Origin of the sequence: Microvirga puerhi (assembly GCF_020089865.1) — a bacterium.
GTDB lineage: Bacteria > Pseudomonadota > Alphaproteobacteria > Rhizobiales > Beijerinckiaceae > Microvirga > Microvirga puerhi.
Genome location: NZ_JAIRBM010000007.1, coordinates 47,269 through 74,215, shown reverse-complemented (window position 1 = coordinate 74,215; position 26,947 = coordinate 47,269). Strand labels below are relative to the sequence as shown.

At 62.4% G+C, this 26,947-nt stretch carries 26 protein-coding genes and 2 tRNA genes; 14 read left to right on the top strand and 14 right to left on the bottom strand.

Annotation, left to right across the window (positions count from 1 at the left end; translation table 11 throughout):
• Window positions 1–48 precede the first annotated feature (48 nt).
• The 4 genes from K9B37_RS11130 to K9B37_RS11115 all read right to left on the bottom strand — a co-directional run bounded on the left by K9B37_RS11130 (window position 49) and on the right by K9B37_RS11115 (window position 3,143).
• Window positions 49–681 carry a PopZ family protein gene (locus K9B37_RS11130; RefSeq protein WP_224313153.1) on the bottom strand — a complete coding sequence of 211 codons (633 nt, stop codon included), beginning with the start codon at window positions 679–681 and terminating at the stop codon, window positions 49–51.
• 127 nt (window positions 682–808) lie between these two features.
• Window positions 809–2,164 carry a TolC family outer membrane protein gene (locus K9B37_RS11125; RefSeq protein WP_224313152.1) on the bottom strand — a complete coding sequence of 452 codons (1,356 nt, stop codon included), beginning with the start codon at window positions 2,162–2,164 and terminating at the stop codon, window positions 809–811.
• A 222-nt stretch (window positions 2,165–2,386) separates the two neighbouring features.
• Window positions 2,387–3,049: a protein-L-isoaspartate O-methyltransferase family protein gene (locus K9B37_RS11120; RefSeq protein WP_224313151.1), complete on the bottom strand. Its 663-nt coding sequence runs from the start codon at window positions 3,047–3,049 to the stop codon at window positions 2,387–2,389.
• 20 nt (window positions 3,050–3,069) lie between these two features.
• A tRNA-Cys gene (locus K9B37_RS11115) sits at window positions 3,070–3,143 on the bottom strand.
• A 242-nt stretch (window positions 3,144–3,385) separates the two neighbouring features.
• Between K9B37_RS11115 and K9B37_RS11110 the strand changes: the two genes are divergently transcribed.
• From K9B37_RS11110 to sseA, 4 genes are all read left to right on the top strand, one after another.
• Window positions 3,386–3,460, top strand: a tRNA-Asn gene (locus tag K9B37_RS11110).
• Between the two features lie 202 nt (window positions 3,461–3,662).
• Window positions 3,663–5,111, top strand: coding sequence for a cryptochrome/photolyase family protein (locus K9B37_RS11105; RefSeq protein ID WP_224313150.1), 1,449 nt, complete (start codon window positions 3,663–3,665; stop codon window positions 5,109–5,111).
• Between the two features lie 95 nt (window positions 5,112–5,206).
• On the top strand, window positions 5,207–5,920 hold the full coding sequence (locus K9B37_RS11100) for an alanyl-tRNA editing protein (RefSeq protein ID WP_224313149.1): 714 nt from the start codon (window positions 5,207–5,209) through the stop codon (window positions 5,918–5,920).
• Between the two features lie 40 nt (window positions 5,921–5,960).
• Complete coding sequence (sseA, locus tag K9B37_RS11095; RefSeq protein ID WP_224313148.1) at window positions 5,961–6,815, top strand: 3-mercaptopyruvate sulfurtransferase; 855 nt, start codon at window positions 5,961–5,963, stop codon at window positions 6,813–6,815.
• 180 nt (window positions 6,816–6,995) lie between these two features.
• On the opposite strand, the gene K9B37_RS11090 is transcribed toward sseA, so the two are convergent.
• From K9B37_RS11090 to K9B37_RS11070, 5 genes are all read right to left on the bottom strand, one after another.
• Window positions 6,996–7,625 carry a LysE family translocator gene (locus K9B37_RS11090; RefSeq protein WP_224313147.1) on the bottom strand — a complete coding sequence of 210 codons (630 nt, stop codon included), beginning with the start codon at window positions 7,623–7,625 and terminating at the stop codon, window positions 6,996–6,998.
• 56 nt (window positions 7,626–7,681) lie between these two features.
• Window positions 7,682–8,398 (bottom strand): amino acid ABC transporter ATP-binding protein, encoded by a 717-nt coding sequence (locus tag K9B37_RS11085; RefSeq protein WP_224313311.1) that lies wholly within the window; start codon window positions 8,396–8,398, stop codon window positions 7,682–7,684.
• A 71-nt stretch (window positions 8,399–8,469) separates the two neighbouring features.
• Window positions 8,470–9,789, bottom strand: a complete 1,320-nt coding sequence (locus K9B37_RS11080) for an amino acid ABC transporter permease (protein WP_224313146.1) — start codon at window positions 9,787–9,789, stop codon at window positions 8,470–8,472.
• Between the two features lie 9 nt (window positions 9,790–9,798).
• A complete protein-coding gene (locus K9B37_RS11075) occupies window positions 9,799–11,010 on the bottom strand; it encodes an amino acid ABC transporter permease (RefSeq protein WP_224313145.1) in 1,212 nt (403 codons plus the stop codon).
• Window positions 11,011–11,129: 119 nt separating this feature from the next.
• Entirely contained in the window at window positions 11,130–12,152 is a 1,023-nt protein-coding gene (locus K9B37_RS11070; protein ID WP_224313144.1) for an amino acid ABC transporter substrate-binding protein, read from the bottom strand.
• Between the two features lie 226 nt (window positions 12,153–12,378).
• On the opposite strand from K9B37_RS11070, the gene metC reads away from it, so the two are divergent.
• Complete coding sequence (metC, locus tag K9B37_RS11065) at window positions 12,379–13,575, top strand: cystathionine beta-lyase (protein ID WP_224313143.1); 1,197 nt, start codon at window positions 12,379–12,381, stop codon at window positions 13,573–13,575.
• Window positions 13,576–13,605: 30 nt separating this feature from the next.
• Here the strand turns inward: metC and K9B37_RS11060 are convergent, their stop codons facing one another.
• The 3 genes from K9B37_RS11060 to K9B37_RS11050 are packed head-to-tail and all read right to left on the bottom strand — an operon-like array spanning window position 13,606 to window position 16,469.
• Window positions 13,606–13,986 (bottom strand): lipid-A-disaccharide synthase N-terminal domain-containing protein, encoded by a 381-nt coding sequence (locus K9B37_RS11060; protein WP_224313142.1) that lies wholly within the window; start codon window positions 13,984–13,986, stop codon window positions 13,606–13,608.
• On the bottom strand, window positions 13,986–14,717 hold the full coding sequence (locus K9B37_RS11055) for a glycosyltransferase family 2 protein (RefSeq protein WP_224313141.1): 732 nt from the start codon (window positions 14,715–14,717) through the stop codon (window positions 13,986–13,988). The genes K9B37_RS11060 and K9B37_RS11055 overlap by 1 nt, the downstream gene beginning before the upstream one ends.
• Window positions 14,718–14,759: 42 nt before the next feature.
• Window positions 14,760–16,469 (bottom strand): ArnT family glycosyltransferase, encoded by a 1,710-nt coding sequence (locus tag K9B37_RS11050; RefSeq protein ID WP_224313140.1) that lies wholly within the window; start codon window positions 16,467–16,469, stop codon window positions 14,760–14,762.
• Window positions 16,470–16,688: 219 nt separating this feature from the next.
• Here K9B37_RS11050 and K9B37_RS11045 point away from each other — a divergent pair, with 219 nt between their 5' ends.
• Entirely contained in the window at window positions 16,689–17,090 is a 402-nt protein-coding gene (locus tag K9B37_RS11045; protein ID WP_224313139.1) for a DUF302 domain-containing protein, read from the top strand.
• A 6-nt stretch (window positions 17,091–17,096) separates the two neighbouring features.
• On the opposite strand, the gene K9B37_RS11040 is transcribed toward K9B37_RS11045, so the two are convergent.
• Window positions 17,097–18,884: a thiamine pyrophosphate-requiring protein gene (locus K9B37_RS11040; RefSeq protein ID WP_224313138.1), complete on the bottom strand. Its 1,788-nt coding sequence runs from the start codon at window positions 18,882–18,884 to the stop codon at window positions 17,097–17,099.
• A gap of 316 nt (window positions 18,885–19,200) precedes the next feature.
• Between K9B37_RS11040 and K9B37_RS11035 the strand changes: the two genes are divergently transcribed.
• The 4 genes from K9B37_RS11035 (at window position 19,201) to K9B37_RS11020 (ending at window position 23,116) form a co-directional block, all read left to right on the top strand.
• The gene (locus K9B37_RS11035; RefSeq protein WP_224313137.1) at window positions 19,201–20,199 is read left to right on the top strand and encodes a threo-3-hydroxy-L-aspartate ammonia-lyase; all 999 of its coding nucleotides are present in this window, start codon (window positions 19,201–19,203) and stop codon (window positions 20,197–20,199) included.
• Window positions 20,196–21,389, top strand: coding sequence for a multidrug effflux MFS transporter (locus K9B37_RS11030; RefSeq protein ID WP_224313136.1), 1,194 nt, complete (start codon window positions 20,196–20,198; stop codon window positions 21,387–21,389). The genes K9B37_RS11035 and K9B37_RS11030 overlap by 4 nt, the downstream gene beginning before the upstream one ends.
• 38 nt (window positions 21,390–21,427) lie before the next feature.
• The gene (locus tag K9B37_RS11025) at window positions 21,428–22,177 is read left to right on the top strand and encodes a dienelactone hydrolase family protein (RefSeq protein WP_224313135.1); all 750 of its coding nucleotides are present in this window, start codon (window positions 21,428–21,430) and stop codon (window positions 22,175–22,177) included.
• A 204-nt stretch (window positions 22,178–22,381) separates the two neighbouring features.
• Complete coding sequence (locus tag K9B37_RS11020; protein ID WP_224313134.1) at window positions 22,382–23,116, top strand: type 1 glutamine amidotransferase domain-containing protein; 735 nt, start codon at window positions 22,382–22,384, stop codon at window positions 23,114–23,116.
• A gap of 9 nt (window positions 23,117–23,125) precedes the next feature.
• Here K9B37_RS11020 and K9B37_RS11015 read toward each other — a convergent pair whose 3' ends face one another.
• A complete protein-coding gene (locus K9B37_RS11015) occupies window positions 23,126–23,785 on the bottom strand; it encodes an NADPH-dependent F420 reductase (RefSeq protein WP_224313133.1) in 660 nt (219 codons plus the stop codon).
• Between the two features lie 165 nt (window positions 23,786–23,950).
• Between K9B37_RS11015 and K9B37_RS11010 the strand changes: the two genes are divergently transcribed.
• The 4 genes from K9B37_RS11010 to K9B37_RS10995 all read left to right on the top strand — a co-directional run bounded on the left by K9B37_RS11010 (window position 23,951) and on the right by K9B37_RS10995 (window position 26,909).
• Entirely contained in the window at window positions 23,951–24,445 is a 495-nt protein-coding gene (locus tag K9B37_RS11010) for a YbaK/EbsC family protein (RefSeq protein WP_224313132.1), read from the top strand.
• 530 nt (window positions 24,446–24,975) lie between these two features.
• On the top strand, window positions 24,976–25,401 hold the full coding sequence (locus K9B37_RS11005; RefSeq protein WP_224313131.1) for a hypothetical protein: 426 nt from the start codon (window positions 24,976–24,978) through the stop codon (window positions 25,399–25,401).
• Window positions 25,402–25,468: 67 nt separating this feature from the next.
• Entirely contained in the window at window positions 25,469–25,771 is a 303-nt protein-coding gene (locus tag K9B37_RS11000) for a DUF6894 family protein (protein ID WP_224313130.1), read from the top strand.
• Window positions 25,772–26,105: 334 nt separating this feature from the next.
• On the top strand, window positions 26,106–26,909 hold the full coding sequence (locus K9B37_RS10995) for a cytochrome c oxidase subunit II (RefSeq protein ID WP_224313129.1): 804 nt from the start codon (window positions 26,106–26,108) through the stop codon (window positions 26,907–26,909).
• Window positions 26,910–26,947 lie beyond the last annotated feature (38 nt).

The following is a 26,947-nucleotide window of genomic DNA, read 5'->3' as shown; positions in this document are numbered from 1 at the left end:
GGCTACAAACCGGACGGATCGGGCGAAGTCAACCGATGCCCGCGCAACTCAGCGACGCGCGCGGACAATACGCTCGATTTCGGCCTGAACGAGTCGCTCCACGAGGGCAGGCAAATTCTCGTCGAGCCAATCCTTGAGGAGAGGACGCAACATCTCGGCGACGAAGCCTTCCATCGTCTGCGGAGTCTTGGCCGTCAGCGTCGCGCCAAGCCGCCCGAAGGATGCTGCGACGGCCGCATCGGCCACGCCGGACAGAAGCGTGTCCTCGCCATCCGCCGGAGCGGTAGCCCCCTGCGACATCCCAGCGCCTCGGGTCTCCCGCTCAGAAGACTCAACATACACATCCAAAAGATCGGAGACCTCGGACCTTGCCTCCTCCATCTCGAAAGGCTCAGCAGAAGGGATATCGAGCGGGAGCGTGTCCTCCGCCGCCTCACCGTGGACGAGAAGGCCGAGCATATCCTCCGGCTCCTGCGGATCAGGAACCGTGAGGGGGATGACCTGAGGATGAGAAGAACGCTCTCCGGAATCACGCGCGGTGCGGAACGGAACCGGCTCCGGATAAGCGCGGCTCGCCTCGACGGCCCGCAGTCCTTCCTGATCGTCGGCGATGATGCGCCGGATCGAAGCCAGGATTTCCTCCATCGAAGGCTCTTGAGCCTTCGGATTGACTGCACTCATACGCCGCATCCGCTCAAAGGGTTAGAATCAAACGCTTTCAGAGGCGTTCAGTATTTCATGGACATGAGCAGAAGCAAGCGAGGCAGCGCTTCGGAAATCAACGCTGCCCGCCTTTTTTAAGAATAGATTAACGACCGTCAGGCGTGGTCAGACCGCCCCACAGATCCTTGACCTGATCGTAGTGGATCGTCGGGCTGTAATGATTCACGGACAAGCCGAGGGCCCGTGAATTCAGGCGGCCCATGGCCTGGGCAACAGCGTATGAGGCGACGACACGATCACGCTGCGCCGTGATGAGGTTGACGCGCGCAGTGAGCAATTCCTGCTGAGCGTTCAGCACGTCGAGGGTCGTGCGCTGGCCCACGCGGGCCTCCTCGCGGACGCCGTTAAGAGCGGTTTCCGAAGCATCGATCTGGGCCTGAGCCGCGACGATCTGCGCCCGAGCGGCTTCCAGCTGTCCCCAGGAGGAGACCACGGCCGCGCGGACCTGATCGCGAATCGAATCGGCCTCGAGGCGACGCTGACCGGCCGTCTCCTTGGATTGCCGGGTCGTCGCATAGGCGACGCCGCCGTCATAGATCGGAACCGACAGCTGAGCGGTCACGGATGCGTCCAGTATCCGGTCTCCGCCGATCTGACTGTCATATCGCTGCGCGACCTGCCCCCGCACACCAAGCTGGGGCGCAAGCGCGCCCTGGTCGATCTTGACCTGCAGCTCAGCCACATCGACGCCATGCTGCGACGCCTTGATGGCCGGATGCTCGTTCAGCGCGACCTTGAGGGCCGTTTCGACTGATTTCGGGAGCAGACGATCCAAGGGGCGGCCGGGCGCCAGGGAGCGAGGCTCGACACCGATCACCTGACGATATTGGGCGATGCTGGTGCGCAGGTTGGATTCTGCCAAGCTTACCTGAGAACGGGCAGCCGCCAGACGAGATTCTGCCTGGGCCACGTCGGTCCGGGTGACTTCGCCGACGTTGAACCGGTCCCGGGTCTGACGCAACTGCTCATCGAGAACCTCGACGTTGTTGCGCTGGAGATCGAGAATCGCGGTGTCCCGAAGGACGTTCATGTAGGAGGTCACACCATCGAACAGGGTGTTCTGTTCGTTGTTGCTGAGGGTCTCGCGGGCCCCGAGGACCTGCGATTCGGCCTGGCGCACCGAGTTTACGGTCCTAAACCCGTTGAAGATCGATTGATCGATCTCGATGCCGTAGCCACGCGGCGTCAGAAAGCTCTCCCCCCCGGAGGAGCCCGCCGTGGCCGGACGCTTTATGTTCGAATAAGTGCGGCCGATATCAGCCGAGGCATTGACCTGCGGCCGATAGCCCGACTTGGCGCGGGACACATTCTCGTCGGTCGCGCGCACGCTGGCGCGCTGCGCATTCAGCGAAGGATTGTTACCGTAGGCCCGAGCCAAGGCGCTGTCCAACGTCTCCGCCGACGCGCCCGACGCACTCACCAGTACGAGGACCGAAGTCATGGCACCGAAGAATATTCGGCCCCTTGTGAAAAATCGCTTCTCGTTCACGCCCACCTGCCTATCGGTCCATCGCGGTTGACCCGCTTACCTTAACATTGAATTTCTTAACCAAAACGACTCAAAGCGAAACAATACTGAAGGGGCGCTCCACCGCAATCGCACGAGGCGGCGGAGAAGCGAATAATGAGCATGTGGCGCAAAAAAGCGACACTGTTCGGTATATCAGAAAACGAAACCTGGTTTCGCCTCAAAAGCGGGAAGACTGGGAGCGGCGGCATCGAAGAGGCTGCGCTCGCTGAATGCGTCACCCGAGCGGATGTAGATCATCGCTCGTGCAGAGCGCCCACGACCCTTGACGCAGACAAGCCGTCCCAGATCCGCGAGCTGATGCAGGAGGCCTTCAGGTCGTTCGTCGACGGCACCGTTGATGAGGATCGCCTTGTAGCCCCCTTCTTGCGGGCTACCCTTGTCGAGCGGGCCGACTCTGACGTCGACAGCACCGAATCCCGCGCCTTCGAGGCATTGCCGGGCGGTCTGAGCGAGCGCCTCATCGGATTCCAGAGCCGTCACCTTCGCGCCAAGCTCGGCGAAAACAGCAGAGGAATAGCCGCGGCCGCAGGCGACATCGAGCACCTTTTCGCCGGGCTCGACTTCGAGAGCCTGAATCAGACGGGCGACAACCATCGGGGTCAGCATGAAGCGCGGCTCGGCGCCGTCGCTCACCAGGACATTCTGGTCAATATAGGCAAGCTCTTCACGACCGGGGAGCACGAAACGCTCCCGAGGCACGATACCCATGGCATCCAGAAGCGGAATGTCATTCACATCGAAAGTGCGCAGCTGGCTGTCGACCATTGTCCGGCGCGCTTGCGAGAAATCGACCATGGATTGCCTCAGAAAAGAGATGGAGGCCTCGCCCGGAATCGAACCGGGGTGCAAGGATTTGCAGTCCTCTGCGTAACCACTCCGCCACGAGGCCATCCGGGGCGTGCCGCGAACGCGACGGGGGCTCCATAGCAGAGCGCGCGCCCAAAGAGCAACTGTCTGTTTCCCTCAAAGAGCAACTGTCCGTTTTATGTCGCGAGAGTGACGCAAAGGGCTTGCAACCCGCTGAACCCGTGGTATATGCGACCCCACCTCGGGCCGACACGGCGTCCGGATCTCCGGACCCCGCGGCTGACGAAAGGGAAAACCGATCCTTTCGCTAAAGGTATGGCTTATTCCGGCGTGGCGCAGCGGTAGCGCAGCGGACTGTTAATCCGTTGGTCGTAGGTTCGAATCCTACCGCCGGAGCCAATTTCTTCTCAATAAATTCAAAGACTTGAGAGCTCGCAACGGGCCAACATGGCCTCGCCCTCTGAAAGGCCGAAGGGCCGCGATCCCAAGCGTAGAATGCCTCTGCCGAGCTGCCCTGCCCGTTCCCGCAGCTGGACCTCGCCATCGAGGCAAGCCTTTATATCCTTCGCCGTCACGCGATTCCGACATCAAGGGGACCCGTTTGGCCGATCCTGCGCTCGTCTGGTTCCGAGACGACTATCGAATTTCCGACAACCCGGCCCTGACGGCGGCGGCTGCGACGGGCGCGCCGATTCTTTGCTTCTTCATTTTTGACGAATCGTCGCAGGGGATTCGTCCGCTTGGGGAAGCCTCCGGATGGTGGCTTCATGGGTCGCTGAGCGCCCTCGACAGCGACCTGCGAGCATTGGGAAGCAAGCTGTTTCTTTTCCGTGGCTCCGCAAGCGAGATCGTCAGCCGGATCGCCGCAGTCACCCATGCGTCTTCGATCTTCTGGAATCGCCGCTACGAAGCGGCCGAGATTGCTCTCGATACCGGCATCAAGAAAGATTTGGTCGAACGCGGCATCACGGTTCAGACTTTCAACGGCAAGCTTCTGCATGAGCCGTGGGAGATCAAGAATCAGGCGGGAAAGCCCTTTCAGGTCTTCACCCCGTATCTTCGCGCTGTCTCCATGCGATCGGTGGCGCCTCCCCTGCCTGCCCCGCGCACGATCACGGCTGGCCGATGGCCTGCCGACCTCCTCGATTCGAGCGTGGCACTCGACGATCTTGCACTCGAACCGAGCCGGCCGAACTGGGCGAAAGGCTTCGCGGCGGAATGGAATCCGGGCGAGCAAAGCGCGCGAAGGAAACTCGCCGATTTTCTGAATACGGAACTGCCCGGCTACGCACGGCAGCGGGATTTCCCCGGCAAGGACAGCACCTCCCGCCTCTCTCCTCACCTCCGTTTCGGCGAAACCAGTCCTCGGCAGATCTGGCATGCGTCGACTGTCCGCAACGACGGCCAGGAGAGCGACACGGCAAAATTCCTGAGCGAGGTCGTATGGCGGGACTTTTGCTATCAACAGCTGTTTCACAATCCGAACCTGGCGACAGCCCCGTTCAATTCCCGATTCGGCCGGTTCCGTTGGGCCGCCGACAAAGATGCTCTGGCCGCATGGCAGAAGGGCCGGACCGGCTATCCCATCGTCGATGCCGGCATGCGCCAGCTCTGGCAGGCGGGCTGGATGCATAACCGGGTGCGGATGATCGTCGGATCCTTCCTGGTGAAGCACCTCCTGACCGATTGGCGGCAGGGCGAGGCCTGGTTCTGGGACACCCTGCTCGATGCGGATCCGGCGAACAACGCGTTCAACTGGCAATGGGTCGCGGGTTCAGGCCCCGATGCGGCTCCGTTCTATCGAATCTTCAATCCCATCGCGCAGGGAGAAAAATTCGATCCCAACGGCGCCTATATCCGCGCCTATGTCCCGGAACTCGCCGGCCTGCCAGGATCCGCCATTCACAGGCCATGGGAGGCTTCCAAGGAGATTCTCGGTCCGGCAGGGATCGAACTCGGCAGCACCTATCCGCGGCCGATCGTGAATCACGAGCAGGCCCGCGAGCGGGCACTCCATGCGTTCCGTATGTTGCGCGCCGAGGCCGAGTAGACCGCATTCCGGCTTGACCCGGACGGGTCATCCGTCCCAGCATCCGCACCCCGCCGCGACGACGGCCGACAATCGGTGCTTTTCCGGAGTCCTCGATGACCACGCTTCTGTTCCGCGATGACGCTTATGCTCAGACCTGTCAGGCGAAGGTGGTCAGCGTCACGCCGGAAGGCGGTGTCATTCTCGATCAGACGATCTGCTACGCGCAAGGAGGCGGCCAGCCGGGCGACGTTGGCACGATCCGACACGAAAGCGACGACCTCGCCATCACGAATACCGTCTACAGCTCCGACCGGACGCAGATCGTGCACCTGGTCGGCACGGATGCTGCGGCGCGCCTGAAGCCCGGCGACACGGTAGACGTTTCTCTCGACTGGCCGCGGCGGCTGAAGCGCATGCGCGTTCACACCGCCCTGCATCTCCTCAGCGTCGTCCTTCCCTATCCTGTCACGGGCGGCGCGATCGGCGACGGCGACGGCCGGCTCGACTTCGACATTCCCGATGCGGGTCTCGACAAGGCGGAGATCACCGACAAGTTGAACGCGCTTATCGCCCGCGACGCACCGGTGACCGAGCGTTGGATCACCGACGAGGAACTCGATGCGAATCCTGGCCTCGTGAAAACCATGTCCGTGAAGCCACCTCGCGGCTCGGGCCGCGTCCGTCTCGTGGAGATCGAGGGGATCGATCTTCAGCCCTGCGGCGGCACGCATGTACGCCGCACCGGCGAAATCGGAACCGTCGCCGTCACCGATATCGAGAAGAAGGGCAAGCAAAACCGCCGCGTGCGCCTGTCGCTCGTGGATTGAACCAACGGAATCCATTGCCCCCTAACCGCCGAGTTGCGCCATGTCCGAACCTTTCGTCTCTACCGCCTGGCTGCAAGACCATCTGAACGATCCGAACATCGCGATCGTCGACGGCTCCTGGTATCTGCCGACACAGAATCGCGATCCGCAGGCCGAATATCTGACGAGCCATATTCCGGGCGCGATCCGCTTCGATATCGACACGGTCAAGGACACCAAGTCCCCACTTCCGCACATGCTGCCCCGTGGCGAGGATTTCGCAAAGGCGGTTGGCGCCATGGGAATCAGCGAGGACATGACCACCGTGGTCTATGACGGCGCGGGTCTTTTTGCGGCGCCCCGTGTCCGCTGGACCTTCCGGACCTTCGGCGCGCAAAACGTGGTGATCCTCGATGGCGGCTTTCCGGCCTGGAAGGCGGAAGGGCGCCCCGTCGAAGCCGGCCCGGCCCGACCGCGCGAGCCGCGGGTCTTCAGAACATCATTCGCCCCCGGTGCAGTCGCCAGCCTCGACGAGGTAAGAGCGGATCTGGAGTCGCACGCGGCTCAGATTCTCGATGGTCGTCCCGCCGAACGCTTCCGTGGCGACGCCCCCGAGCCCCGGCCTGGCTTGCGCGCAGGTCATATGCCCGGCAGCCTCAACTTGCCCTTCAGCCAGATCGTCGAGAACGGCCGCCTCAAGGACAGAGCCGGACTTGCGCAGGCGTTCAAAGAGGCAGGTATCGATCCCCATCGTCCGGTCGTCACGAGCTGCGGCTCAGGTGTGTCCGCCGCCATTCTGGCGCTCGGGCTGGAAACCATCGGGCATCCTGCCAAGGCACTTTACGACGGCTCCTGGGCAGAATGGGGCGCACGCGAGGATCTACCGGTAGAGACCGGTCCCGCGAAGAGGGCTTGATTTCGGCCCACCTGTCGGATTCGTGTCCCGATAGAGCGCAGCATCATGTCAGGGCGTGCCTTCCCGAGCGCCTTGCGTCATATCTCTTGGCGGATCCGAGCCACACTTGCTTCCGGATGCGGGCATCATGCGTATCGGTAGCGTCGATTTCAGCGGAGGGCTTAACGAGCGCGAAAACGCCTACTTGCGCGTCGCCAGGGCCGCCGTCACGCCCAGGCCGATGAACGATGTTCCGGCGAACCAGCGCTGCAGGCGCAGGAAGCGGCTGTTGCGACGCAAAAAGCCACCAGCTGCCCCTGCCACGAGCGCGAACATACCGTCGCTCAGGATGCCGAGCCCCATGAAGGTTAGGCCGAGGATGAGAATTTGCCAGTGTAGCGCGCCGCGCGCCGGATCGACGAATTGCGGCAGGAAGGCAAGGAAGAAGATCGCAGTCTTGGGGTTGAAGAGATTGACCACGAAGCCGTCCCGGAAGATCCGCTTCAGAGGCTCCGCCGTCACCTTAGGGGCGCCGGGATCGGCATCCCTCGCCATCAGGGTGCGGATGCCCATCCAGATGAGATAGGCGGCTCCGAGATACTTGACGATCGCGAAGGCGAGCGCCGACGAAACGACAAGCGCCGAGAGCCCCACCGCCGCAGCGGTGATGTGCACGATCGTGCCGAGATGGATACCGAGCACGGAGACGAGCCCGGCGGCGCGCCCCTGCTGCACCGAGCGCGCGACGATATAGAGAACAGCCGGCCCGGGCGTCAGCAGCAACACGGCCGACGCTATGACGAACAATCCCCATAAGGCAGGGTTCGGCATGGATCTTCTCCCTCACCTCGCTCGCGTCGCGACAAGCAGCCAACTACTGCTTGGACCTAGTGCAGGATCTGCGCGAGGAACTGCTTGGTGCGCTCGTGCTGCGGGTTCTTGAAGAACTCGTTGGGCGTGTTCATCTCGACGATCTGCCCGTAATCCATGAAGATTACCCGGTCCGCCACCTGACGGGCGAAGCCCATCTCGTGGGTCACGCAGAGCATCGTCATGCCCTCTTCGGCCAGGCTGACCATGGTGTCGAGCACTTCCTTGACCATTTCCGGATCGAGCGCCGAGGTCGGCTCGTCGAACAGCATGATCTTCGGGTTCATGCAGAGCGAGCGCGCAATCGCCACGCGCTGCTGCTGACCGCCGGAGAGCTGGCCCGGATATTTGTTGGCCTGTTCCGGAATCTTCACCCGGGTCAGGTACTTCATGGCGATCTCTTCGGCATCCTTCTTGGGCATCTTCTTGACCCAGATCGGCGCCAGCGTGCAGTTCTCGAGGATCGTCAGATGCGGGAACAGGTTGAAGTGCTGGAACACCATGCCGACGTCCCGGCGGACCTCGTCGATCTTCTTGAGATCATTGGTCAGTTCGGTGCCGTTGACGATGATACGGCCCTTCTGGTGCTCTTCCAGACGATTGATGCACCGGATCATGGTCGACTTGCCGGACCCTGATGGTCCGCAGATCACGATCTTCTCGCCTCGGCGCACATTCAGATTGATGTCGCGCAGGACGTGAAACTCGCCGTACCACTTGTGAACGCCAACCATCTCGACGGCTTCCGCCGACGGGCTAGCTGCGGAGCGGGTCTGTTGCGCTGTCATTGGATTTGCCATGAATGTCACCGTTTCTGGCCTGCTGCGAGGCGTCGCTCCATGCCGATCGAATAGCGCGACATGCCGAAGCAGAAGATGAAGTAGAAGAGCGCCGCGAAGGCGTAACCCGTGTAGCTGATGGTCGGTGCCGCCCAGTTCGGATCGATGCGCGATGCTTCGATGGTCTTGATGAGGTCGAAGATGCCGACCACGGAGACCAGCGATGTGTCCTTGAACAGGCCGATGAAGGTATTGACGATGCCCGGAATGACGATCCGCAGGGCCTGCGGCAGGATGATCAGGATCATCATCTGCGGATAGTTCAAGCCCAAGGACATGGCGCCTTCGTACTGACCTTTCGGCATGGCCTGCAATCCGCCACGCACCACCTCCGCCATATAGGCCGACGCGAAGATCGCGGTGCCAACGAGAGGCCGTACCAGCCGGTCAACACCTGTGTCCGGCGGCAGGAACAGCGGAAGCATCGTGTTCGCCATGATCAGGACCGTGATCAGCGGCACGCCGCGGACGAACTCGATGAAGATCACCGAGGCCAGACGCAGGATCGGCAGTTTCGATCGCCGTCCGAGAGCCAGAAGAATGCCGAAGGGAAGCGAGAACACGATGCCGACCGTGGCCACCAGCAGAGTGACGAGGATACCGCCCCATAAGGCTGTCGGTACCGGCAGGAGGCCGAAGTCCCATTCGATAAATGCGAGCGTGATCCCGATCACCGCGACGATGCCGAGACCGATGATCAGGGCCGTTCGCATTGAGGTCTGAAGGAAGTAGGCGGCAGCCACGAGAAGTCCGACGAGGGCAACGGCTGCGATCGCGAACGTGAGCCAGAAGCCCCCACCGAAATCGACATTTCCCCCTGTCAGCAGGATGTAGGAAGCAACCGGAAAGACCCAGAAGAAATAGACCGCCCCAAGATCGCGACGCGGCGCCCGCAGCCACAGTAGCCATCCCACGCCGATGGCGAGCAAGAGGAAGAAGATGTTGACGCGCCAGCGCTCCGGCGCGGGATAGGAGCCGTAGGTAAAGAAGTTGATCTTCTCGATCACGAAGGCCCAGCAAGCTCCGACCGGATGGCCGACCGTATCCTCGCGGCAGGCTGCCCGATCCGTACCCGTCCAGACTGCATCGGTGAAGAGAAAGCGGATGACGGGAGGGATCGTCACGTAAAGGAGATACAGGACGACAAGCGTCAGAATCGTATTGACCGGGCCCGAGAACAAATTCTCGCGCATCCAGGCCAGGGGCCCGCGCGTCAGCCGCGGCGGCGGAAGCGCTTCGATCTTGTCGGATCGGACGTAATGGGACATGTCGACGGCGGTGGTCATGTGTCTCTCCTACCGTTCGACGATCGCCACGCGGCGATTGTAGGTATTCATGACGAGCGACGTCACGAGGCTGATAGTGAGGTAAACGCCCATCGTGATCACCACCACTTCGATGGCCTGACCGGTCTGGTTGAGAACCGTGCCCATGAAGACCTGGACGAGATCCGGGTAGCCGATGGCGACGGCCAGGGACGAGTTTTTCGTCAGGTTTAGATATTGGCTGGTCAGCGGCGGAACGATGACCCGCATCGCCTGAGGCACCACCACGAGCCGAAGAATCTGGCCGGGCTTCAGACCGAGCGAGCCCGCCGCCTCCGACTGGCCCTTCGAGACTGCGAGGATGCCGGCACGCACCACCTCGGCAATGAAGGCAGCGGTGTAGGTGGTCAGACCGATGAGCAGGGCCACGAATTCGGGCAGGATCTGCATGCCGCCCTGAAGATTGAAGGTCCCCTTCCGCGGTGGATCGAAACCGATCGGGTTGGTCGCCGTCAACGCAAGGACGATCCAGGTCAGGATCGGAAGGCCGAGCACGAGCCCCAGGGTGACGAGGCCGACGCGATATTGCCGTCCGGTGGCCGCCTGCTGCTTCTTCGCCCAATGGCGGAATACGAACGCCCCCACGACACCGATCGCCAGCGCGATAAGAATGGCCGAGACGTCGGAGGCGAAGATTGGACGCGGCATGAAGAGGCCGCGGGAATTGAGGAAGAATCCGCCTCCCATCTCAAGGGAATTGCGCGGCTGCGGCAGCGGTCCGAGCACCGCGATGTACCAGAACAGCAGCTGCAGCAGCAGCGGGATATTGCGCAGAAGCTCCACGTAGACCATCGCGACCTTCGCCACCATCCAGTTGGTGGACAGACGCGCGATGCCGATCGCAAAGCCGAGAATAGTAGCGAACACGATTCCGATGGCCGCCACCACAAGGGTGTTCAAGAGCCCGACCAGGAAGGCATCGCCATAGGTCGAGCCGGCTGCACTGAACGGAATCAGGCTCTGGCTGATATCGAAGCCGGCGGTGTTTTCGAGAAATCCGAACCCCGAGGCGATCTTCGCCCTCTGGAGGTTCTCGATGGCATTCGTTGCAGCCTTATAGAACAGGTATGTAACGACAACGACGAGAAGGATCTGGTAGAAGGCCGCACGCACCTTCGGGTCGTAGAGAAATGACTTCTTCGGCGGCTCCGCCTGGCTGACAACGCTATTCACCGAACCCATCCTTTATGACTTGTTGTTCTTGGGTCGTCTCCGTCCCTCTCCGACCGAGGCGGCTCGAATCGAGCCGCCGCGACCGATAGCGGTGCCCGGAGCGATCCGGGCACCATGCCCCGCATTCGTTAGCGGATCGGGAGGCCGTACTGCAGGCCGCCCTTGGTCCAGAGCGCGTTCTGGCCGCGCTTGATCTTCAGCTTGGAGCCTTCGCCGACGTTGCGCTCGAAGCTCTCGCCGTAGTTGCCGACGTGCTTGATGATGCGCACGGCCCAGTCGTTGGACAGGCCGACGGCTTCGCCGAACTTGCCCTCGGTGCCGAGCAGACGCTTGATCTCCGGGTTGTCGGAGGTCTTCATCTGGTCCACGTTCGCCTTGGTCACGCCGAGTTCCTCGGCATCGAGCATGGCGTTGAAGGTCCAACGGACGATGTCAGCCCACTGATTGTCGCCATGGCGAACAGCTGGGCCAAGCGGCTCCTTTGAGATGATCTCGGGCAGAACGATATGATCGTCCGGGTTCGAGGCGCGAAGGCGCTCGGCATAGAGACCGGAGGCGTCCGTCGTGAACGCGTCGCAGCGGCCGGCGTCATAGGCCTTGAACGTCTCGTCCGACGTCGCGAAGGCCACCACCTCGTACTTCATGTTGTTGGCGCGGAAGTAGTCGGCGAGGTTCAGCTCGGTCGTCGTGCCCTGCTGGGTGCAGATCGAGGCGCCGTTCAGCTCCTTGGCAGAGGACACGCCAAGCTTCTTGCGGACCATGAAGCCCTGGCCGTCGTAGTAGTTAACGGCAGGGAAATCGAGGCCGAGCTGCGTGTCGCGCGACATCGTCACGGTCGAGTTACGGGACAGGACATCCACCTCGCCCGACTGAAGCGCCGTGAAGCGGTCCTTGGCGGCGAGCGGAATGAAGCGAACCTTGGTCGGATCGTCGAAGATCGCCGCGGCGATGGCGCGGCAGAACTCGACGTCGAGACCCGTCCAGTTGCCCTGCGCGTCCGGGAGGCCGAAGCCGGCCAAGCCCGTGTTCGAGCCGCAGGTCAGATAACCTTTCTGCTTGACGCTAGCGAGGGTCGCCTGGGCCGAAGCACCCGTCGAGATCAGGCCGGCCGTCAGAAGGCCGAAGGCAATCGATGCGATAGCCTTTTTCATGTCGATATAGTCTCCCAAAGTTAGACTTGGCTCGGCGAAAAGTTCGCAGCCCAGCCGAGTTCCCTGCCACACCGGTCCGCCCTGTCATCGAGCGATACGGTATCGCAACTATCACATTCCATGATTGATCACTGGTCAAGTCTTGATGGATGACACTTTCGGTTGGGGTTGACGCCGAGCGGGGCGGAGCTTCACATCGGAGACCCTCCATCAACCGCCCGAAATCATGACCAAGTCCCCACCGAACCTCGCCGATCTGGGTGAACGCACCCGCCTCGTTCATGCCGGACGCGACCCGTCCGAGCAGCATGGATTCGTCAACACGCCGATCTACCGCGGCTCGACGGTCCTGTACCCCACCACCGACGATCTCCTACACCGGCGGGGCCGCTATTCCTATGGAACGAAAGGCACTCCGACGACGGATTCGCTCGAAAAAGCCTGGACCGAAATGTCCGGAGCTGCCGGTACGGTACTCGCACCCTCCGGATTGGCTGCCGTCACGGTCGCGCTGATGTCCTGCCTTAAGGCCGGCGACCATCTCCTGATGACGGATTCGGTCTATCGTCCGACCCGGATTTTCTGCGACGGAATGCTGAAGAAATTTGGTGTGGAAACCACCTATTACGACCCTCTGATCGGCGCCGGAATCGAGACCCTGATCCGGCCGAACACGACAGTTGTCTTCACGGAAGCTCCCGGCTCGCAGTCCTTCGAGATGCAGGACATCCCAGCCATTGCCGAGGTGGCGCGCCGGCACGGCGCCGTGGTCATCATGGACAACACCTGGGCAACGCCGCTGTTCTTCCCCCCTCATGAACGCGGTGTCGACATCGCGATCGAAGCCGGCACCAAGTATCTGAGCGGCGGCTCAGATCTGCTCCTGGGCCTCGTCTCCGCCAACGAGCGCTGCTTTAGCGCGCTGCGGGATACGTACGATGCCTTCGCCATGTGCCCCGGTCCGGAGGACGTATTCCTTGGCCTGCGCGGCCTCCGCACGATGGCGCTGCGGTTGCGCGAGCACGAGAAGCAGGCGCTCGACATGGCCCGCTGGCTCGCAGCGCGGCCGGAAGTGGCGCAGGTTCTTCACCCGGCGCTCGAGACCTGTCCCGGCCATGACATCTGGAAGCGCGACTTCAAGGGGTCGTCGGGCCTGTTCTCGATCATCCTGAAGCCCTGCTCCGACCGCGCCCTGGCAGCTATGCTGGACGGCCTCGCCCTTTTCGGAATGGGCTATTCGTGGGGCGGCTTCGAGAGCCTGGTCATCCCATTCGACTGCGCGACCTACCGGACTGCAACCAAGTGGGTGCCGGGTGGCCACGCCTTGCGCTTCCATATCGGTCTCGAAGATCTCGACGATCTCAAGCGCGACCTCGATGCCGGCTTCGCGCGCCTTCGCGAAACGGACGCCAAGGCCGCCTGATTTCAATTCGGCGACGGGCTGGCTTCTCGGCTATCCCGCCGCCGTTTCGGCTTCCGTCTCGGCCTCTGCAATGGCCTTCGCCCGCGCCTCGGCCTTGGTCTTCGCTTCCTTTGAGATCAGCATCAGGTTGCGGACATAGATGAAGATCGAGAATAGCTGCCCGAGAATGATGACGAGATCGCGCCGCGCGAAGCCGTAGATGAGCGTCATCAGGCCGCCGGAGATGGACAGAAACCAGAAACCGACCGGAATGACGCTCCGTTCGGCCTTTTCGCTCGCGATCCACTGCACCAGAAAGCGCGCCCCGAAGACGAGCTGAGCGATAACCCCGAAAGCGGCCCACACATCGAAGCGCGCCACGACGATGTCGTAGAGGTAGAGGCCGAGATCGTGCGACAGGCGCATCAGCATCAGGAAATCTCCTTAGTGACCGGGACCCGGCGCCGGCGGCGGATCAGCCACCAGACGCCCGCCAGATCGAGGATGCCGACCCAGAGGCGGTCGAACATTCCATATTTGGACTGGCCCGCATGGCGGTGACGATCCACTACGTCCACATGGGCGATGGCATAGCCCTCCCGCTTGACGAGAGCCGGCATGAAACGATGAAGAGCATCGAAATACGGCAGCCGCAGATAGACGTCCCGACGAAAAGCCTTGAGACCGCAGCCGGTGTCCCGCGTTCCATCCTTGAGCACCCGGCCACGGACGGCATTGGCGACGCGGGATTGCCAGCGTTTATAGGCCCCTTTCCGGCCGACCCTCTGACCGGCGGCGAGGGCAATAACGGGATCGTTCAGGGCTGCGACAAGCTTCGGGATGAAAGCCGGATCGTTCTGACCATCGCCATCGAGGGTGACGACGATCGGTCCGCGTGCGGCATGAACGCCTGTGTGCACGGCGGCGCTCTGGCCGCAGCTCGCCTCATGCGTCACCAGACGCAGCCAGGGTCGCGTTGCACGGGCCTTCAAAACGGTCGCCGTCGTGTCATCCGTGGACCCATCGTCCACGTAGATCACTTCGAATGGCCCTTGCGGCGCGCATGCGCGCTCGATCTCTTCCACGAGCGGGAGAACGTTCGGCGCCTCGTTCTTCACGGGCACGACGACACTGATACGGGGCGCCGGGACGGGATCCATCATCGTTCAAGGGCCATCGGGCCACCTCTGGTCATCGGCGCGACCTCACCGGCCGACCGCGTAGGCTCCGATATCGAGCCGCCGTCCGCTGTTGATATTGAAACCGGCCACCCGGGTCGAGAGGGCCGGCTGCAGCCCGATGCGCTGGTTTTCCGCCCGGAAGGCATCTTCGAAACGCTTTTCCACGAAAACCATCCGGCAACCGCCCTGCTTGAGGAAGCTTGACGCCTCCTCTCCCGTCTCCAGCATTTCCAGGTCGGTTCCGACGAGGAAAACCAGGCTCGGCTCGCGATAGCCGAGAGTAGCAACGACGGGACGATCGCATGTCATGCTGTGCGCAGCCTCCGCCAGCCGGGGCGAGAGTTTCAGCGAGCGCAGATCGAGCTGCGTAAACCCGAAGACACCGACCGACAGACATGCCGCGGAGACGAATCCGAGTCCGAGGCTCTTGAGAACCTCGTTTTGCACGAAGAGTCGCCACGCATAGAGCGCAATCAGCGATGCGGCGAGCAGCGCCGGAAGACCGCGATAGGGCAGAGTGTGGTCGAAGTTCCAGTTGACGACGGAAAGCCCGACCATGAGCCCAATGGGAATGAACGGAATGAGGACGGTCGCAAGCTTGGCCCCAGGGCGGTGCGGTCCCACGAAATGGCGCAGGATCGCGATCACCGTGATGATGGCGATCGCCGGGTAAAGCGGCATGACGTAATGTGGCAACTTCGTTGGAACAGCCTCGAAGACGAGCCAGGAGGGAACGATCCAGGCGAGGCAGAAGGCGATGGCATCCTCGCGCCGATGGCGCCAAGCGAAAGGCACTGCGGCTGCCGCGAAGATGGCACCGGGCCAGAACGTAGCGAAGAAGGCCAGAAGATAGAAACCCGGCGGTGCCCAGTGATAACGCTGGGCCGTACCGACCTTGCCCAGCATGTCGTGACCGACCGCCTCGGAATAGAAGGCGCCGCCCGATTTGAGTGCAATCGCAATAAACCAGGGCAGGACCACCAGGAGCGTGAACGCCGCGCCGAGCCCTGGCCGCAAGGTCAGCAGCCAGCGGAACGACCGTTCCCGATAGGACAGAATCGCGGCCGTCAGCCCCGCGAACATCAGGACGAGCGGCCCCTTGATCAGGATCCCGGCCGCGAAACCGGCCCAGAAAATCATGAGAGCCCGCTTCGGCAGAACGCCCGCCCCTCGCCCGAAATAGGCTCGTGCCAGACCGCCCATGACTGCCACGGAGCAGGCCGCGAGCGCCGCATCGGTCTTCGCCAGCCGCGCCTCGACCATGAGAATGATGGAGGTGGCCATGAGGGCAGCAACCAGAAAGGCGCCTCGTCGCCCGAGAAACGCCAGCGCTGCCCAATAGGTCAGAAGTACGGTCGCGAGGGCGCCGAGGAGGGACGGAATCCTATAAAGAGCAATGGTCGTCCGCGCCTCGGACACTCCGAGAGCCTCCCCCACGGCCACGCTGGCACTCTGGAGCCAGTAGATCCCGACCGGCTTCTTGTAACGCGCCTCGTCCTGGAAGCGGACGTCCACGAACTCGTGGGTTTCGAGCATCTGCTTGGAAGCCTGCGCATAGCGCGGCTCATCCCTGTCCATCGGATGGAGGGACGTAAAGCCGGGCAGGAAGCAGACCAGGGAGAGGAGAACGAGAAGAAGGCAGAGCCTGAAATGGCTCCGCTCGAAGGCACTCGCCACCTGCGCCAGAGAAAATCGGCGCAGGGAAAGGCGCTGCTGGGGGACCATACCGTCCATTCAAAGCTCCGGCGGCGACACTGCCTTTGAATCGGGAAACTTCGCAAGGGGACGGACCCCTCCGAAACGCGCTCATGTCTCTCAAAGCCGGGGGGAAGTCAAATGGACGGAAGGTAGCGGCCATAAGCCCCGGGCAGTCGGCTGTCCGATATCTATGGCACCGGCCAGCCTTCGTGATAAGCGGAAGCATACCCTACCCAACGCGTTCTGGAGACTCCCATGGCGGAAAACGGTCTGATCTCGATTCCCAGCCCCGTCTCGGTTCGGGAGACCATGGACCGTCTGGTGGCGCTATTGGAATCGAAGGGCCTGACCATCTTCGCCCGCATCGACCATGGGGCGAACGCCGATCGGGTCGAAATGGACCTGCGCCCGACCGAACTGCTGATCTTCGGCAATCCTCGGGCGGGAACGCCCTTGATGCAGGATCGCCAGACCATCGGCATCGACCTGCCCTTCAAGGCCCTCGCTTGGGAAGATGAGGAAGGCCGGGTCTGGCTGACCTACAACGATCCGGCCTGGCTGGCGCAGCGCCATGCCCTGAGCGCCGGAGCCAACGCCGCCGTGGAAGCGATCCGGGCCGGCATGAACCAGATCGCCGACGCATTCAAGGATCGCTGACCGCTCTCATTCCCTATGGGGAAGGACGGTGTCGATCACCTGCTTGGCCGTCTCCACGATCACGCCGCGCCGATCGGGATCATCGTGGAGAAGGCTCGACATGAACTTGCGGGCCTGGTCCAGGCTGATGTGGGACGGAAGCGGCGGCACGTTTGGATCGGTCTTCACCTCGATCACGACCGGCCTGTCGCTGGCGAAGGCTTCGTCCCAGCCCGCTCCGACCTTGTCCGGATCGTCCACATAGATGCCCTTGAGCCCGATCAGCTCCGCAAACTTATGGTAGGGCACGTTCGGCAGGTTCTGAGAGGCCTCATATTTCGGATCCCCTTCCATCACCCGCTGCTCCCACGTGACCTGATTCAAATCCTCGTTGTTGAACACGCAGCAGATCCATGTCCGGTTGGTCCAGCGCTGCCAGTATTTCGCCACCGTGATCAGCTCCGCCATGTTGTTCATCTGCATGGCGCCGTCCCCGACGAGAGCCACCACCGGCCTGTCCGGGTGGGCGAATTTCGCGGCGATCGCATAGGGAACGGCGGCCCCCATGGAGGCGAGCCCGCCGGAGAGCGAGCCCATCATTCCGCGGCGGAATTTCAGGTCGCGTGCATACCAATTGGCACAGGATCCCGAATCGCTCGTCACGATCACCCGATCAGGCAGGCGGGGCGAAAGTTCCCAGGTCACTCTCTGGGGATTGACCGGATTGGCGGATGACATGGCGCGGGCTTCCAGGTCGCGCCACCACTCGGCGACGTTCGCCTCAATGCGCTCCCGCCAGGAACGATCCGCCTTGCGCTCGAGCAGCGGCAGCAGCGCGCGGAGCGTCTCGGCGCTGTCGCCTACGAGATTGACCTCCATCGGATAGCGCAGGCTGAGCAAGCCCGGCTTGATATCGATCTGAATGCCCCTCGCCTGCCCCTCCTTCGGCAGGAACTCCGAGTAAGGGAAGTTCGAGCCGACCATCAGCAGCGTGTCGCATTCATTCATCATGTCCCAGCTCGCCTTGGTGCCCAGGAGCCCGATGGACCCGGTCACGAAGGGAAGATCATCCGGAACCGCCGCTTTGCCGAGGAGAGCCTTGGCGACGCCAGCGCCAAGCTTGTCGGCGATGGCGATGACTTCATCGGTCGCATGCAACGCGCCAGCCCCGACCAGGATCGCCACCTTTTGACCGCTGTTCAGCACGTCGGCGGCTCTTTCTAGATCCTGCTCGTAGGGGACCACCTTCGGTTCCGCATAGCCGATACCGGAATGCAACGTGCCGTGCTTGCGCGGAGGGTCCTTATAGGCCTCCTCCTGGAGATCATTGGGCAATATGAGAGCGGTCACGGTCCTCTCGGCGATCGCAATGCGGATTGCTCGGTCCACCAGATGCCTGACTTGCGGAGCCGACGCGGCCTGATGGACGAAGGCACGGGCCACGTCCTGGAACGCGGCTTCGAGATTGACCTCCTGCTGATAATGCCCGCCGATGGCCGCCCGCGCCTGCTGGCCCGCGATGGCGAGAACCGGTTGATTGTCGAGCAGGGCATCGTAAAGCCCGGTGATCAGGTGGGTTGCCCCGGGTCCCGACGTCGCCATGCAGACGCCGAGCTCTCCCGAGAATTTCGCATAGGCCGACGCCATGAACGCCGCCATCTCCTCATGGCGGACTTGAATGAAGTCGAACGCGCCATCGGCCCGGTTCAGGGCCCCAAGGACGCCGTTGATCCCGTCTCCCGGGTAGCCGAAAATGGTGCGCACGCCCCATTCGCCTAAGCGCTGAACCAAGAAGTCGCTGACCGTCTGAGCCATGGCGCACCTTATTGCTCGTAGAATTAAAGGGATCGCCCCCGGAAATGCGGTGCTCGGTGAACCGTGCGGATGAACGGATGTTCCACCGTGAGGAGGCAACGAAGGCGTAAGGGCCTTCCACCCACGCGAACGGCCATGCGCCCATTCGCTTTTCCCATGCCCCAGATGCAGAGGTTCTGGCAGGCTTCTAAAGTGCCACGGCGAATTTTTTGCTGTAGGAATTCGCGGTGCGGCGTGCGTGAAAACGATTTCACGCGGCCCTGAGCCTGACGAGGAAGCCGTGTAATCGTTTTCCTCCGAGACAGAGAAAAGGTCCATGAGCACGTCTCTTCGACAGGATGCCCCCTCTCCTCTCCCCGCCTCGCCGACCTATGCGGATGTCGTCGCCGCGGCCCAACGTATCGAGGGCGTGGCGCATCGCACGCCCGTCCTGACGTCCCGGACGGCCGATGCACGCACCGGTGGGACCTTGTTCTTCAAGGCCGAAAATCTGCAGCGCGCCGGCGCCTTCAAATTCCGTGGCGCCTACAATGCCATCGCCCGCCTTCCGGAGGATGCGAAGAAGCGTGGCGTCGTCGCGTTCTCTTCCGGAAACCACGCCCAGGCCATCGCCTATGCCGGGCAGCTCCTGGACGTGCCGCGCGTTATCATCATGCCTCACGATGCTCCCGCCATGAAGGTGGCGGCCACCAAGGCCTATGGGGGCGAGGTGGTGCTGTTCGATCGCTACAAGGAAGACCGGGAGGCCATTGGGCGGCAGTTGTCAGCCGAGCGCGGTCTCACCCTGATCCCACCCTACGATCATGAGGATGTGATCGCGGGCCAAGGCACCGCCGCGAAGGAATTGATCGAGGAGGTCGGCCCCCTCGACATGCTCCTCGTCTGCCTGGGCGGCGGTGGTCTCCTGGCCGGATGCGCCCTCGCGGCCAAGGCGCTGTCCCCGGAATGTCGTGTATTCGGCGTCGAGCCGGAGGCGGGCAATGACGGACAGCAATCCTTCCGCTCCGGCTCGATCGTCCGAATTTCCGTTCCGACCACGATCGCCGATGGAGCCCAGACCACCTATCTCGGCTCGAAGACCTTCCCGATCATCCAGGCCCTGGCGGAGGACATCGTGACGGTGTCCGACGCCATGCTGGTAGATGCGATGCGCTTCTTCGTGGAGCGGATGAAGATCGTGGTCGAGCCAACAGGCTGCCTCGCGGCCGCAGCCGCTCTCAACGGCATCGTCCCCTGCCGCGGCAAGAGGGTCGGCGTCATCATCAGCGGCGGCAACGTCGATCCGAAAGCTCTCGCCGGATTCCTCTCGGCGTGATCTCATCTCCTCAAGGTCGTCCGGCGCTCTGGCTCCTGGTGCTGATCACTTTCAGCGGCACCCTGGCGATGCACATGTTCGTGCCAGCCCTGCCGGTCGCGGCACGGGATCTCAACGCCAGCATCGCGGCCACGCAGATGACCATCAGCCTGTACATCATCGGGCTGGCAGTCGGGCAGTTGGTCTACGGTCCCCTCTCCGACTGCTTCGGGCGGCGGCCGATGCTCATAATAGGGCTCGTGCTCTACACGGCTGCCGGGCTGGCCGCGCTCCTCGCGCCCGACATCCGCGTCCTGATCGGGGCTCGGTTGGTTCAGGCTCTTGGCGGCTGCGCGGGCCTGGTTCTGGGCCGCGCCATGGTGCGCGATACGGCCGGATCCGAGGACGCGGCGCGCCGGCTTGCCCTGATGAACCTGATGGCGACGGTGGGGCCCGGGCTGGCACCCCTCATCGGCGGCACCTTGGCTGCGTCGCTCGGGTGGCGGTCGATCTTTCTGGTGCTGAGCGCCCTCGGCATTGCCAATCTGATCTTCGCCTGGAGGCTGCTTCCAGAGACCGGCAGGCCCAGCGGGACGATCAGCGTTCTTTCCCTGGCGTCCGACTACAAGCGTCTGCTGAGCTCCCCGATCTTTCTCGGATTCGCCATCGGCGGCGGCTGCGCCACCACGTCCATGTATGCGTTCATCGCGGCGGCCCCGTTCATCTTCGTCGATCAGTTGCATCAACCGCAGCACGATATCGGGCTTTATCTCGGGATTCTCGTGGTCGGTGTCTCGCTCGGAAGCGTTCTGGCCGGACGTCTGATCGGCCGCGTGGCGATCGAGCGGTTAATGGTGGGCGCCAACGTGATCAGCGTCCTGGGTGCCTTGGCATTCCTGACAGTGGTCCTCACAGGTCAGATGACCGTTTTCTCCACCCTCGCCCTGATGTTTCTTTTCACCCTCGGCGCAGGAATGGCCAGTCCTGCTGCATTGACGAAGGCCGTCAGCGTGAATCCGAAAATGATCGGATCCGCAGCCGGTCTTTACGGTTTTGCACAGATGGTTATCGGTGCGATGTGTACGTCGCTGGCCGGGCTGGGCCGCAATCCGGCCTTGGCCGCCGGTGTCGTGCTGGCCGGAACCGGCCTTCTGGGCCAGCTCGCCTTCTGGATTGCCCTGCGGCGGGAAGCGAGCAGCCCGGCCCTTTAAGTGACGACCCGACATATCGAACACGTGGGAGGAATGCCGTGGCAACGCGAAAGATTGCAATCGAGACCCAAGACGGGTCGGCACCGGCCCTGATCGTGCATCCCGATATCAGCCGGCGAGCGCCGGCGGCCAACCGGCCTGGTGTCGTTCTCTATATGGATGCCTTCGGGCTCCGTCCCGCACTCGAAGGCATGGCACAGCGCCTTGCCGATGCCGGCTACATCGTGCTCGTCCCCGATCTTCTCTATCGGTTTGGAGCCTATGGCCCCTTTGACGCGAAGACCGCGTTTTCCGATGAGGCAAGCCGCACCGCTTTGATGGGAATGATCAAGGGCACGAGCCAGGAGATGACGCAGCGCGACACCGGGGCGTTTCTCCAGGCTCTGGAACAAGAAGGCGCCACGGGTCGCATCGGTACGGTCGGGTATTGCATGGGCGGCGCGCGGGCGCTCAATGGTGCTGCCGCCTATCCCGATCGCATCGCCGCCGCCGCGAGCTTTCATGGCGGCAATCTGGCCGCCGACACGCCTGACAGCCCCCACCGTCACGTCGCAACGATGAGGGCCAGGGTGTATGTGGGTTCGGCGGGGATCGACAAGAGCTTCCCCCCGGATCAATCAGCCCGGCTCGAACTCGCCCTGCGCGAGGCGGAGATCGATCACGTGATCGAAAACTACGTCGGGATGGGACATGGCTGGGCCGTTCCCGACCATGGCGAGTACAACCCCGAGGGAGCCGAGCGCCATTGGAAGCGGCTCCTCACGTTCTTCGAGGAAACTCTGGGGTAATCTCGGCTGGGCTCTGCCGCGCCCTTAGCCGGATGAAGAAGCCACCATTACTCGTCTTCGCCACATTTTGGGACGGCTTTGTGGGTCCTCTTGCCTTGCCGATCTGCCGTAACGGCACAGATAAGCTGGCTGTCGGAACGCGAACTTTGCCGGAAACATAGCGGCCAGTTTGTCTCCGAGACAGTGTCGAGCCGGAGGAAGACGATGTCGCGTCAGAGAGTCTTGGTTATTGCCACATCTCACGACCACATGGGCGATACGGGACATCGCACGGGTGTCTGGCTCGAGGAACTCGCCACTCCCTATTACGCTCTTCTCGACGGCGGTGCGGAAGTGACGTTGGCATCGATCAAGGGTGGTGAAATCCCGTTCGACCCGCGCAGTCTTCCGAGTCAGGCCGAGACGGAATCCGGTGAAAAGCCCAGGGGCCAGCAGGACATTCCCGAATCCGTCGCCCGCTTCCTGGCGGATGAGGAAGCGATGCAGGCTGCCCGTCACTCGCCCTCGATCGTCGATATCGACACCTCCGTCTTCGATGCCGTCTTCCTGCCCGGCGGCCACGGGCCGATGTGGGACGCAGCGAGCGATCCAACCCTCGCTCGCATCGTCAGCGCCATGTTCGATGCCGGAAAGATCATCGGTGCGGTTTGCCACGGACCGGCGGGCCTTGTCTCGGCCAAACGGGAGGATGGCAAGCCGTTGGTCGACGGTCGGCGCGTCTCGTGCTTCACCGACAGCGAGGAAGAGAGCGTCGGATTGACGAAAGCGGTTCCCTTCCTCCTGGAAGATCGCCTCAAGCAGCTCGGCGGCCGGTTCGAGCGCGGACCGGATTTCAAAGCTTTCGCGGTCAAGGACGGTAATCTGATCACCGGCCAGAATCCGCAATCCTCGGAACTCGTGGCCCGCTACGTGCTGGAGGCGCTGGAGCCGGTCACCTAACCTCGATTCTCAGGCCTTCCACTCCGGCGCACGCTCTGGCTTCGCCTCCGAGAGGGCGCGCCTGACACCCTCTGCGTCATGATCGGTGCCATAGACCGGCGTGCCGGGTTGTTGTCTCCACGACCCGTCGAGCCCACCAGCATCGATGCCATCGAAGCCAAGCTCGTCGACAAGCCGCAGGACGACCGCTTTCGCCTTCGGATCATCTCCCGAAACCGGCAGGGCGATGCGGCCCGGCGTCCCGGGCGCCTGCCCTTTTGTAAGCAAATGCGCGGCGTAGATGTTGTTGAACGCTTTGATGACGGAGCGGCCGAGCTGCTTGGACACCCAGCCGCTCTCCGTGAGGCCGTTTTCGATCTCCGCAATGCGCCCATCGCGTTGCTGCGGATAGTAGTTGCAAGTGTCTACGATCACGAGATCCTTCGGTGCCTCGTCGAAGAGGTGAGCCGGCAGGTTGGGAACATTCTTCTCCGGGATCGTGACGACCACGAGGTCCTTGTCGCGTACCGCCTCCCGCGCCGAGACAGCCTTCGCGCCGGTTTCCCGGGCGAGATCGCCGAGCGTTTCGGGGCCGCGGGAGTTTGCGACAGAGACATCGTGGCCCAGTGCCGTGAAACGTCGCGCCAAGGTGCCTCCGATATGGCCCGCGCCGATGATGCCGATCCTCATATCCGCCTCCCGGTTGAACCCCGCAGCCCCGTGGACATGGGACATCCGGTCCGCCCCGGCAAGGTAGAGGCCGATCGGCGGCCTTCCCTAGTCGTGGCCGGATCGTTTATGCCTCATGAACCCGTTCTCGTCCGGCACCGTTTTACCTGAGCAGGAGCCCCGGCCATGAGCCTTGAGTCCGTTCGCGCTTTCTTCGCCCAGAAGGCTCCGGAAATCCGCATCATCGAGAAGACGACGAGCACCGCGACCGTCGCGCAGGCCGCCGAGGCCCACGGGGTGGAACCCGGCCGCATCGCCAAGACGCTGTCCCTGCGCGTGGGCGATCGCAGCTTCCTGCTCGTGACCCGTGGCGACGTGCGGCTCGACAACCGCAAGATCAAGGCGGCGTTCGGCGGCAAGGCTTCCATGCTCGACGCGGAACAGGTCCAGGCGCTGACGGGCCACCCAGTCGGCGGCGTCTGCCCGTTCGGCCTCGCGACGCCCCTGCGCGTCTATTGCGATATTTCGCTAAAAGTCTTCGACGAGGTCGTTCCGGCGGCTGGCGCAACGCACACGGCGGTCCGCATCGATCCGCAGCACATGGCCGATCTCGTCGGCGCAGACTGGGTCGATGTCTGCCAGCAACCTGCCGAAACGCCAGCCACCGCATCCGGCGAATAGCGTCTGCGCGGAATCTGCCAGCCGCTTCCATCTCTGGAGGTCATGGCGATCGTGCCGCCGTAGATGTGGAGCGTTGGTGTCCGACAGGACAACGAACACGAGGATCCACGAGATCACGTTGAAGTGAACGTCGGCTCGACACCAGAAAATGCGACGATCCGATGCGTTCAGACGAAGTATTTTGCGGCTCCGCCTGCCTTCGCGCCGCGTCTATAGGGACGACATGAACGGTTCAACACCAAGCGCCGCCACGCGTGCGCGGTCAATCGGCGGCCATTTCACAGAACGTGTGAGACGCGAGGCACAGCATTCAGCGCGATTGTTTGATCAATCGTATCAACGAAATTGATGCTGAGATGACACGGCCTCTCCCACAAGTTCAGCGACGTGTTTAAGGAAAGCTAAGACTTTGATTGTATGGTCATTGTCGAAATAACCCGCCAAGATACGACCGAGATGTTCTTGCGTTTGCCTCGGTCATATTTGTGCCCTCACGCCTGCTCTCCTTGCTGACGGCCCCCGGAGGAAACATGACGGAAGACGAGGTCGAAATCATTGCCGCCGAGCTTGCCAAGGCCGGTGGCCATTCCTGGTACCCCGGCCGCGAGCGTGGCCCCTTCAAAGTCGTCGCGGATCGGTATCGCGACCGGGCGCGCTTGGCCATTGCAGCGCTCGATCGTTACCGCGCCGGCAAGCCCTACTCGTCGTCGGATGACGCGATCGAAGCTCTCCCACCCGTCGCCGCGAATAGCGCTCCCCTTCGCGGCGACGAGCTGGCCGTCGGCTCGACCGTTCTCTATCGCCCGCCGGGCGACAAGAGGTTCTACCAGTGCCGCGTCGAGCAACTCGACGGCGATCGCGCCTATCTCGTGCCCGATATGAAGATCTGCACGGGTTGGGTCGACATCAAGAACCTGTTCGCAAATGCCGAGGACATCAGCGCCGGAGATACGTAGCGCGAAGGCTGAGCGAGCTTGGCAATTTAACGAACAATTTCAAACTATTTAGACAATAGTGTATCAATTGCAGCAATTTATTGACAGACGCTTGTCACTTGTCTTTAAGCGTCAGCTTCATCGATACTGGTTCTTGCCTGTGCGCTACTTTTTCAATCTGACAAATGGCCAGGAAGCCATCCGCGATGAAGAAGGGATGGAGGTGTCCAACGTCCAGGCCGCCTTGGCGTCCGCCCTTGAAGCGATTGAGGAGTTGCGCGCGGCCGACCCGTCCTATTCCGAGGATTGGCGCGGCTGGCATCTCGAAGTCGTCGATGCGTCAGGACGCATCGTCCAGCGCTTTCCGCTGGTTGATTCGGTTCAGCACTGACGGACACGGGAGAATCGCATCGTCGCCGGCGATGACCTCTCAAGCATCGCCAGGAGCCTCCCGATTGGAAGGCATGGGCTCGCTTCCGCAAGCCGCGGTGGAACGCCGCGCTCGTTGACCAACTAAGCTGTTGGGTGTAGATTTCGAGCGAGCTGAAAGATCCGTTTATTCTCCGCTGTAGTGTATTGAAAATCCACTGCAAGAGCGAATACTGCCCGACGCTGCTCACATCGAAAGCAGCCCGAGCTTTTTCTTAGCCGTATGCCTCGCGTATAAAGAAGTTATCGCCGTCGACTTCATGCCCTAAGCCTTTCCAGGTGAGGATGAATCGAGAATGGCTGTAGCGCTCATATTGGTTCTGGTCGCGATTGGCTCGGTGGCCTTCCACCTTTTCAGCCCGTGGTGGTGGACGCCGATCGCCTCCAACTGGCGCTATATCGACACCACCATCATCATCACATTCTGGATCACCGGCGTCGTCTTCGTCGCGGTCGTCGTCTTCATGGCATATTGCGTCTTCCGTTTTCGCCATCGGCCGGGACAGCAGGCGATCTATGAGCCCGAAAACAGGAGGCTCGAAGGATGGCTGACGGTCGTAACGGCAGTCGGCGTCGCCGCGATGCTGGCGCCCGGGCTTTTTGTCTGGAACCAGTTCATTACGGTGCCGGAGGATGCGACGGACGTCGAAATCGTCGGCCAGCAATGGCAGTGGAGCTTCAGGCTCCCCGGCCCTGACGGCAAGCTTGGCACCTCCGACGCGCGTGCCATCGGCCCCGATAATCCTCTCGGAATCAACCGCGACGATTCCAATTCGAAGGACGATATCGTCATCGAAGGCGGAGAGCTTCACCTGCCGATCGGCAAGCCGGTCAAAGCACTCCTGCGCTCCGTCGACGTCATTCACGATTTCTTTCTGCCGGAGCTGCGCACCAAGATGGATATGGTGCCCGGGCAGATTTCCTATGTCTGGTTTACGCCGACCAGGACGGGAACCTTCGACATTCTCTGCGCCGAACTTTGCGGTGTGGGCCATTTTCAAATGCGCGGCACCGTCGTGGTCCAGGAGCAGAGTGACTATCAGGCCTGGCTGCAAGAGCAGACAGCGCGGAAATTCGCGCGCCTCGCGCCGACCGAATGAACGGAAGCGAGCCTGTCCGACAAGGGGCGGCAGGATCG

Coding starts and splice junctions, on each gene's coding strand:
- K9B37_RS11040 (WP_224313138.1), bottom strand. CDS start 18,884: ATGGCTCAGACGGTCAGCGACTTCTTGGTTCAGCGCTTAGGCGAATGG.
- K9B37_RS11120 (WP_224313151.1), bottom strand. CDS start 3,049: ATGGTCGATTTCTCGCAAGCGCGCCGGACAATGGTCGACAGCCAGCTG.
- K9B37_RS11015 (WP_224313133.1), bottom strand. CDS start 23,785: ATGAGGATCGGCATCATCGGCGCGGGCCATATCGGAGGCACCTTGGCG.
- K9B37_RS11050 (WP_224313140.1), bottom strand. CDS start 16,469: ATGGACGGTATGGTCCCCCAGCAGCGCCTTTCCCTGCGCCGATTTTCT.
- K9B37_RS11075 (WP_224313145.1), bottom strand. CDS start 11,010: ATGGGTTCGGTGAATAGCGTTGTCAGCCAGGCGGAGCCGCCGAAGAAG.
- K9B37_RS11035 (WP_224313137.1), top strand. CDS start 19,201: ATGAGCACGTCTCTTCGACAGGATGCCCCCTCTCCTCTCCCCGCCTCG.
- K9B37_RS11010 (WP_224313132.1), top strand. CDS start 23,951: ATGAGCCTTGAGTCCGTTCGCGCTTTCTTCGCCCAGAAGGCTCCGGAA.
- K9B37_RS11045 (WP_224313139.1), top strand. CDS start 16,689: ATGGCGGAAAACGGTCTGATCTCGATTCCCAGCCCCGTCTCGGTTCGG.
- K9B37_RS11005 (WP_224313131.1), top strand. CDS start 24,976: ATGACGGAAGACGAGGTCGAAATCATTGCCGCCGAGCTTGCCAAGGCC.
- K9B37_RS11020 (WP_224313134.1), top strand. CDS start 22,382: ATGTCGCGTCAGAGAGTCTTGGTTATTGCCACATCTCACGACCACATG.
- K9B37_RS11100 (WP_224313149.1), top strand. CDS start 5,207: ATGACCACGCTTCTGTTCCGCGATGACGCTTATGCTCAGACCTGTCAG.
- K9B37_RS11060 (WP_224313142.1), bottom strand. CDS start 13,986: ATGCTGATGCGCCTGTCGCACGATCTCGGCCTCTACCTCTACGACATC.
- K9B37_RS11080 (WP_224313146.1), bottom strand. CDS start 9,789: ATGACCACCGCCGTCGACATGTCCCATTACGTCCGATCCGACAAGATC.
- K9B37_RS11130 (WP_224313153.1), bottom strand. CDS start 681: ATGAGTGCAGTCAATCCGAAGGCTCAAGAGCCTTCGATGGAGGAAATC.
- K9B37_RS11125 (WP_224313152.1), bottom strand. CDS start 2,164: ATGACTTCGGTCCTCGTACTGGTGAGTGCGTCGGGCGCGTCGGCGGAG.
- K9B37_RS11090 (WP_224313147.1), bottom strand. CDS start 7,625: ATGCCGAACCCTGCCTTATGGGGATTGTTCGTCATAGCGTCGGCCGTG.
- K9B37_RS10995 (WP_224313129.1), top strand. CDS start 26,106: ATGGCTGTAGCGCTCATATTGGTTCTGGTCGCGATTGGCTCGGTGGCC.
- metC (WP_224313143.1), top strand. CDS start 12,379: ATGACCAAGTCCCCACCGAACCTCGCCGATCTGGGTGAACGCACCCGC.
- K9B37_RS11085 (WP_224313311.1), bottom strand. CDS start 8,398: ATGGTTGGCGTTCACAAGTGGTACGGCGAGTTTCACGTCCTGCGCGAC.
- sseA (WP_224313148.1), top strand. CDS start 5,961: ATGTCCGAACCTTTCGTCTCTACCGCCTGGCTGCAAGACCATCTGAAC.
- K9B37_RS11055 (WP_224313141.1), bottom strand. CDS start 14,717: ATGATGGATCCCGTCCCGGCGCCCCGTATCAGTGTCGTCGTGCCCGTG.
- K9B37_RS11070 (WP_224313144.1), bottom strand. CDS start 12,152: ATGAAAAAGGCTATCGCATCGATTGCCTTCGGCCTTCTGACGGCCGGC.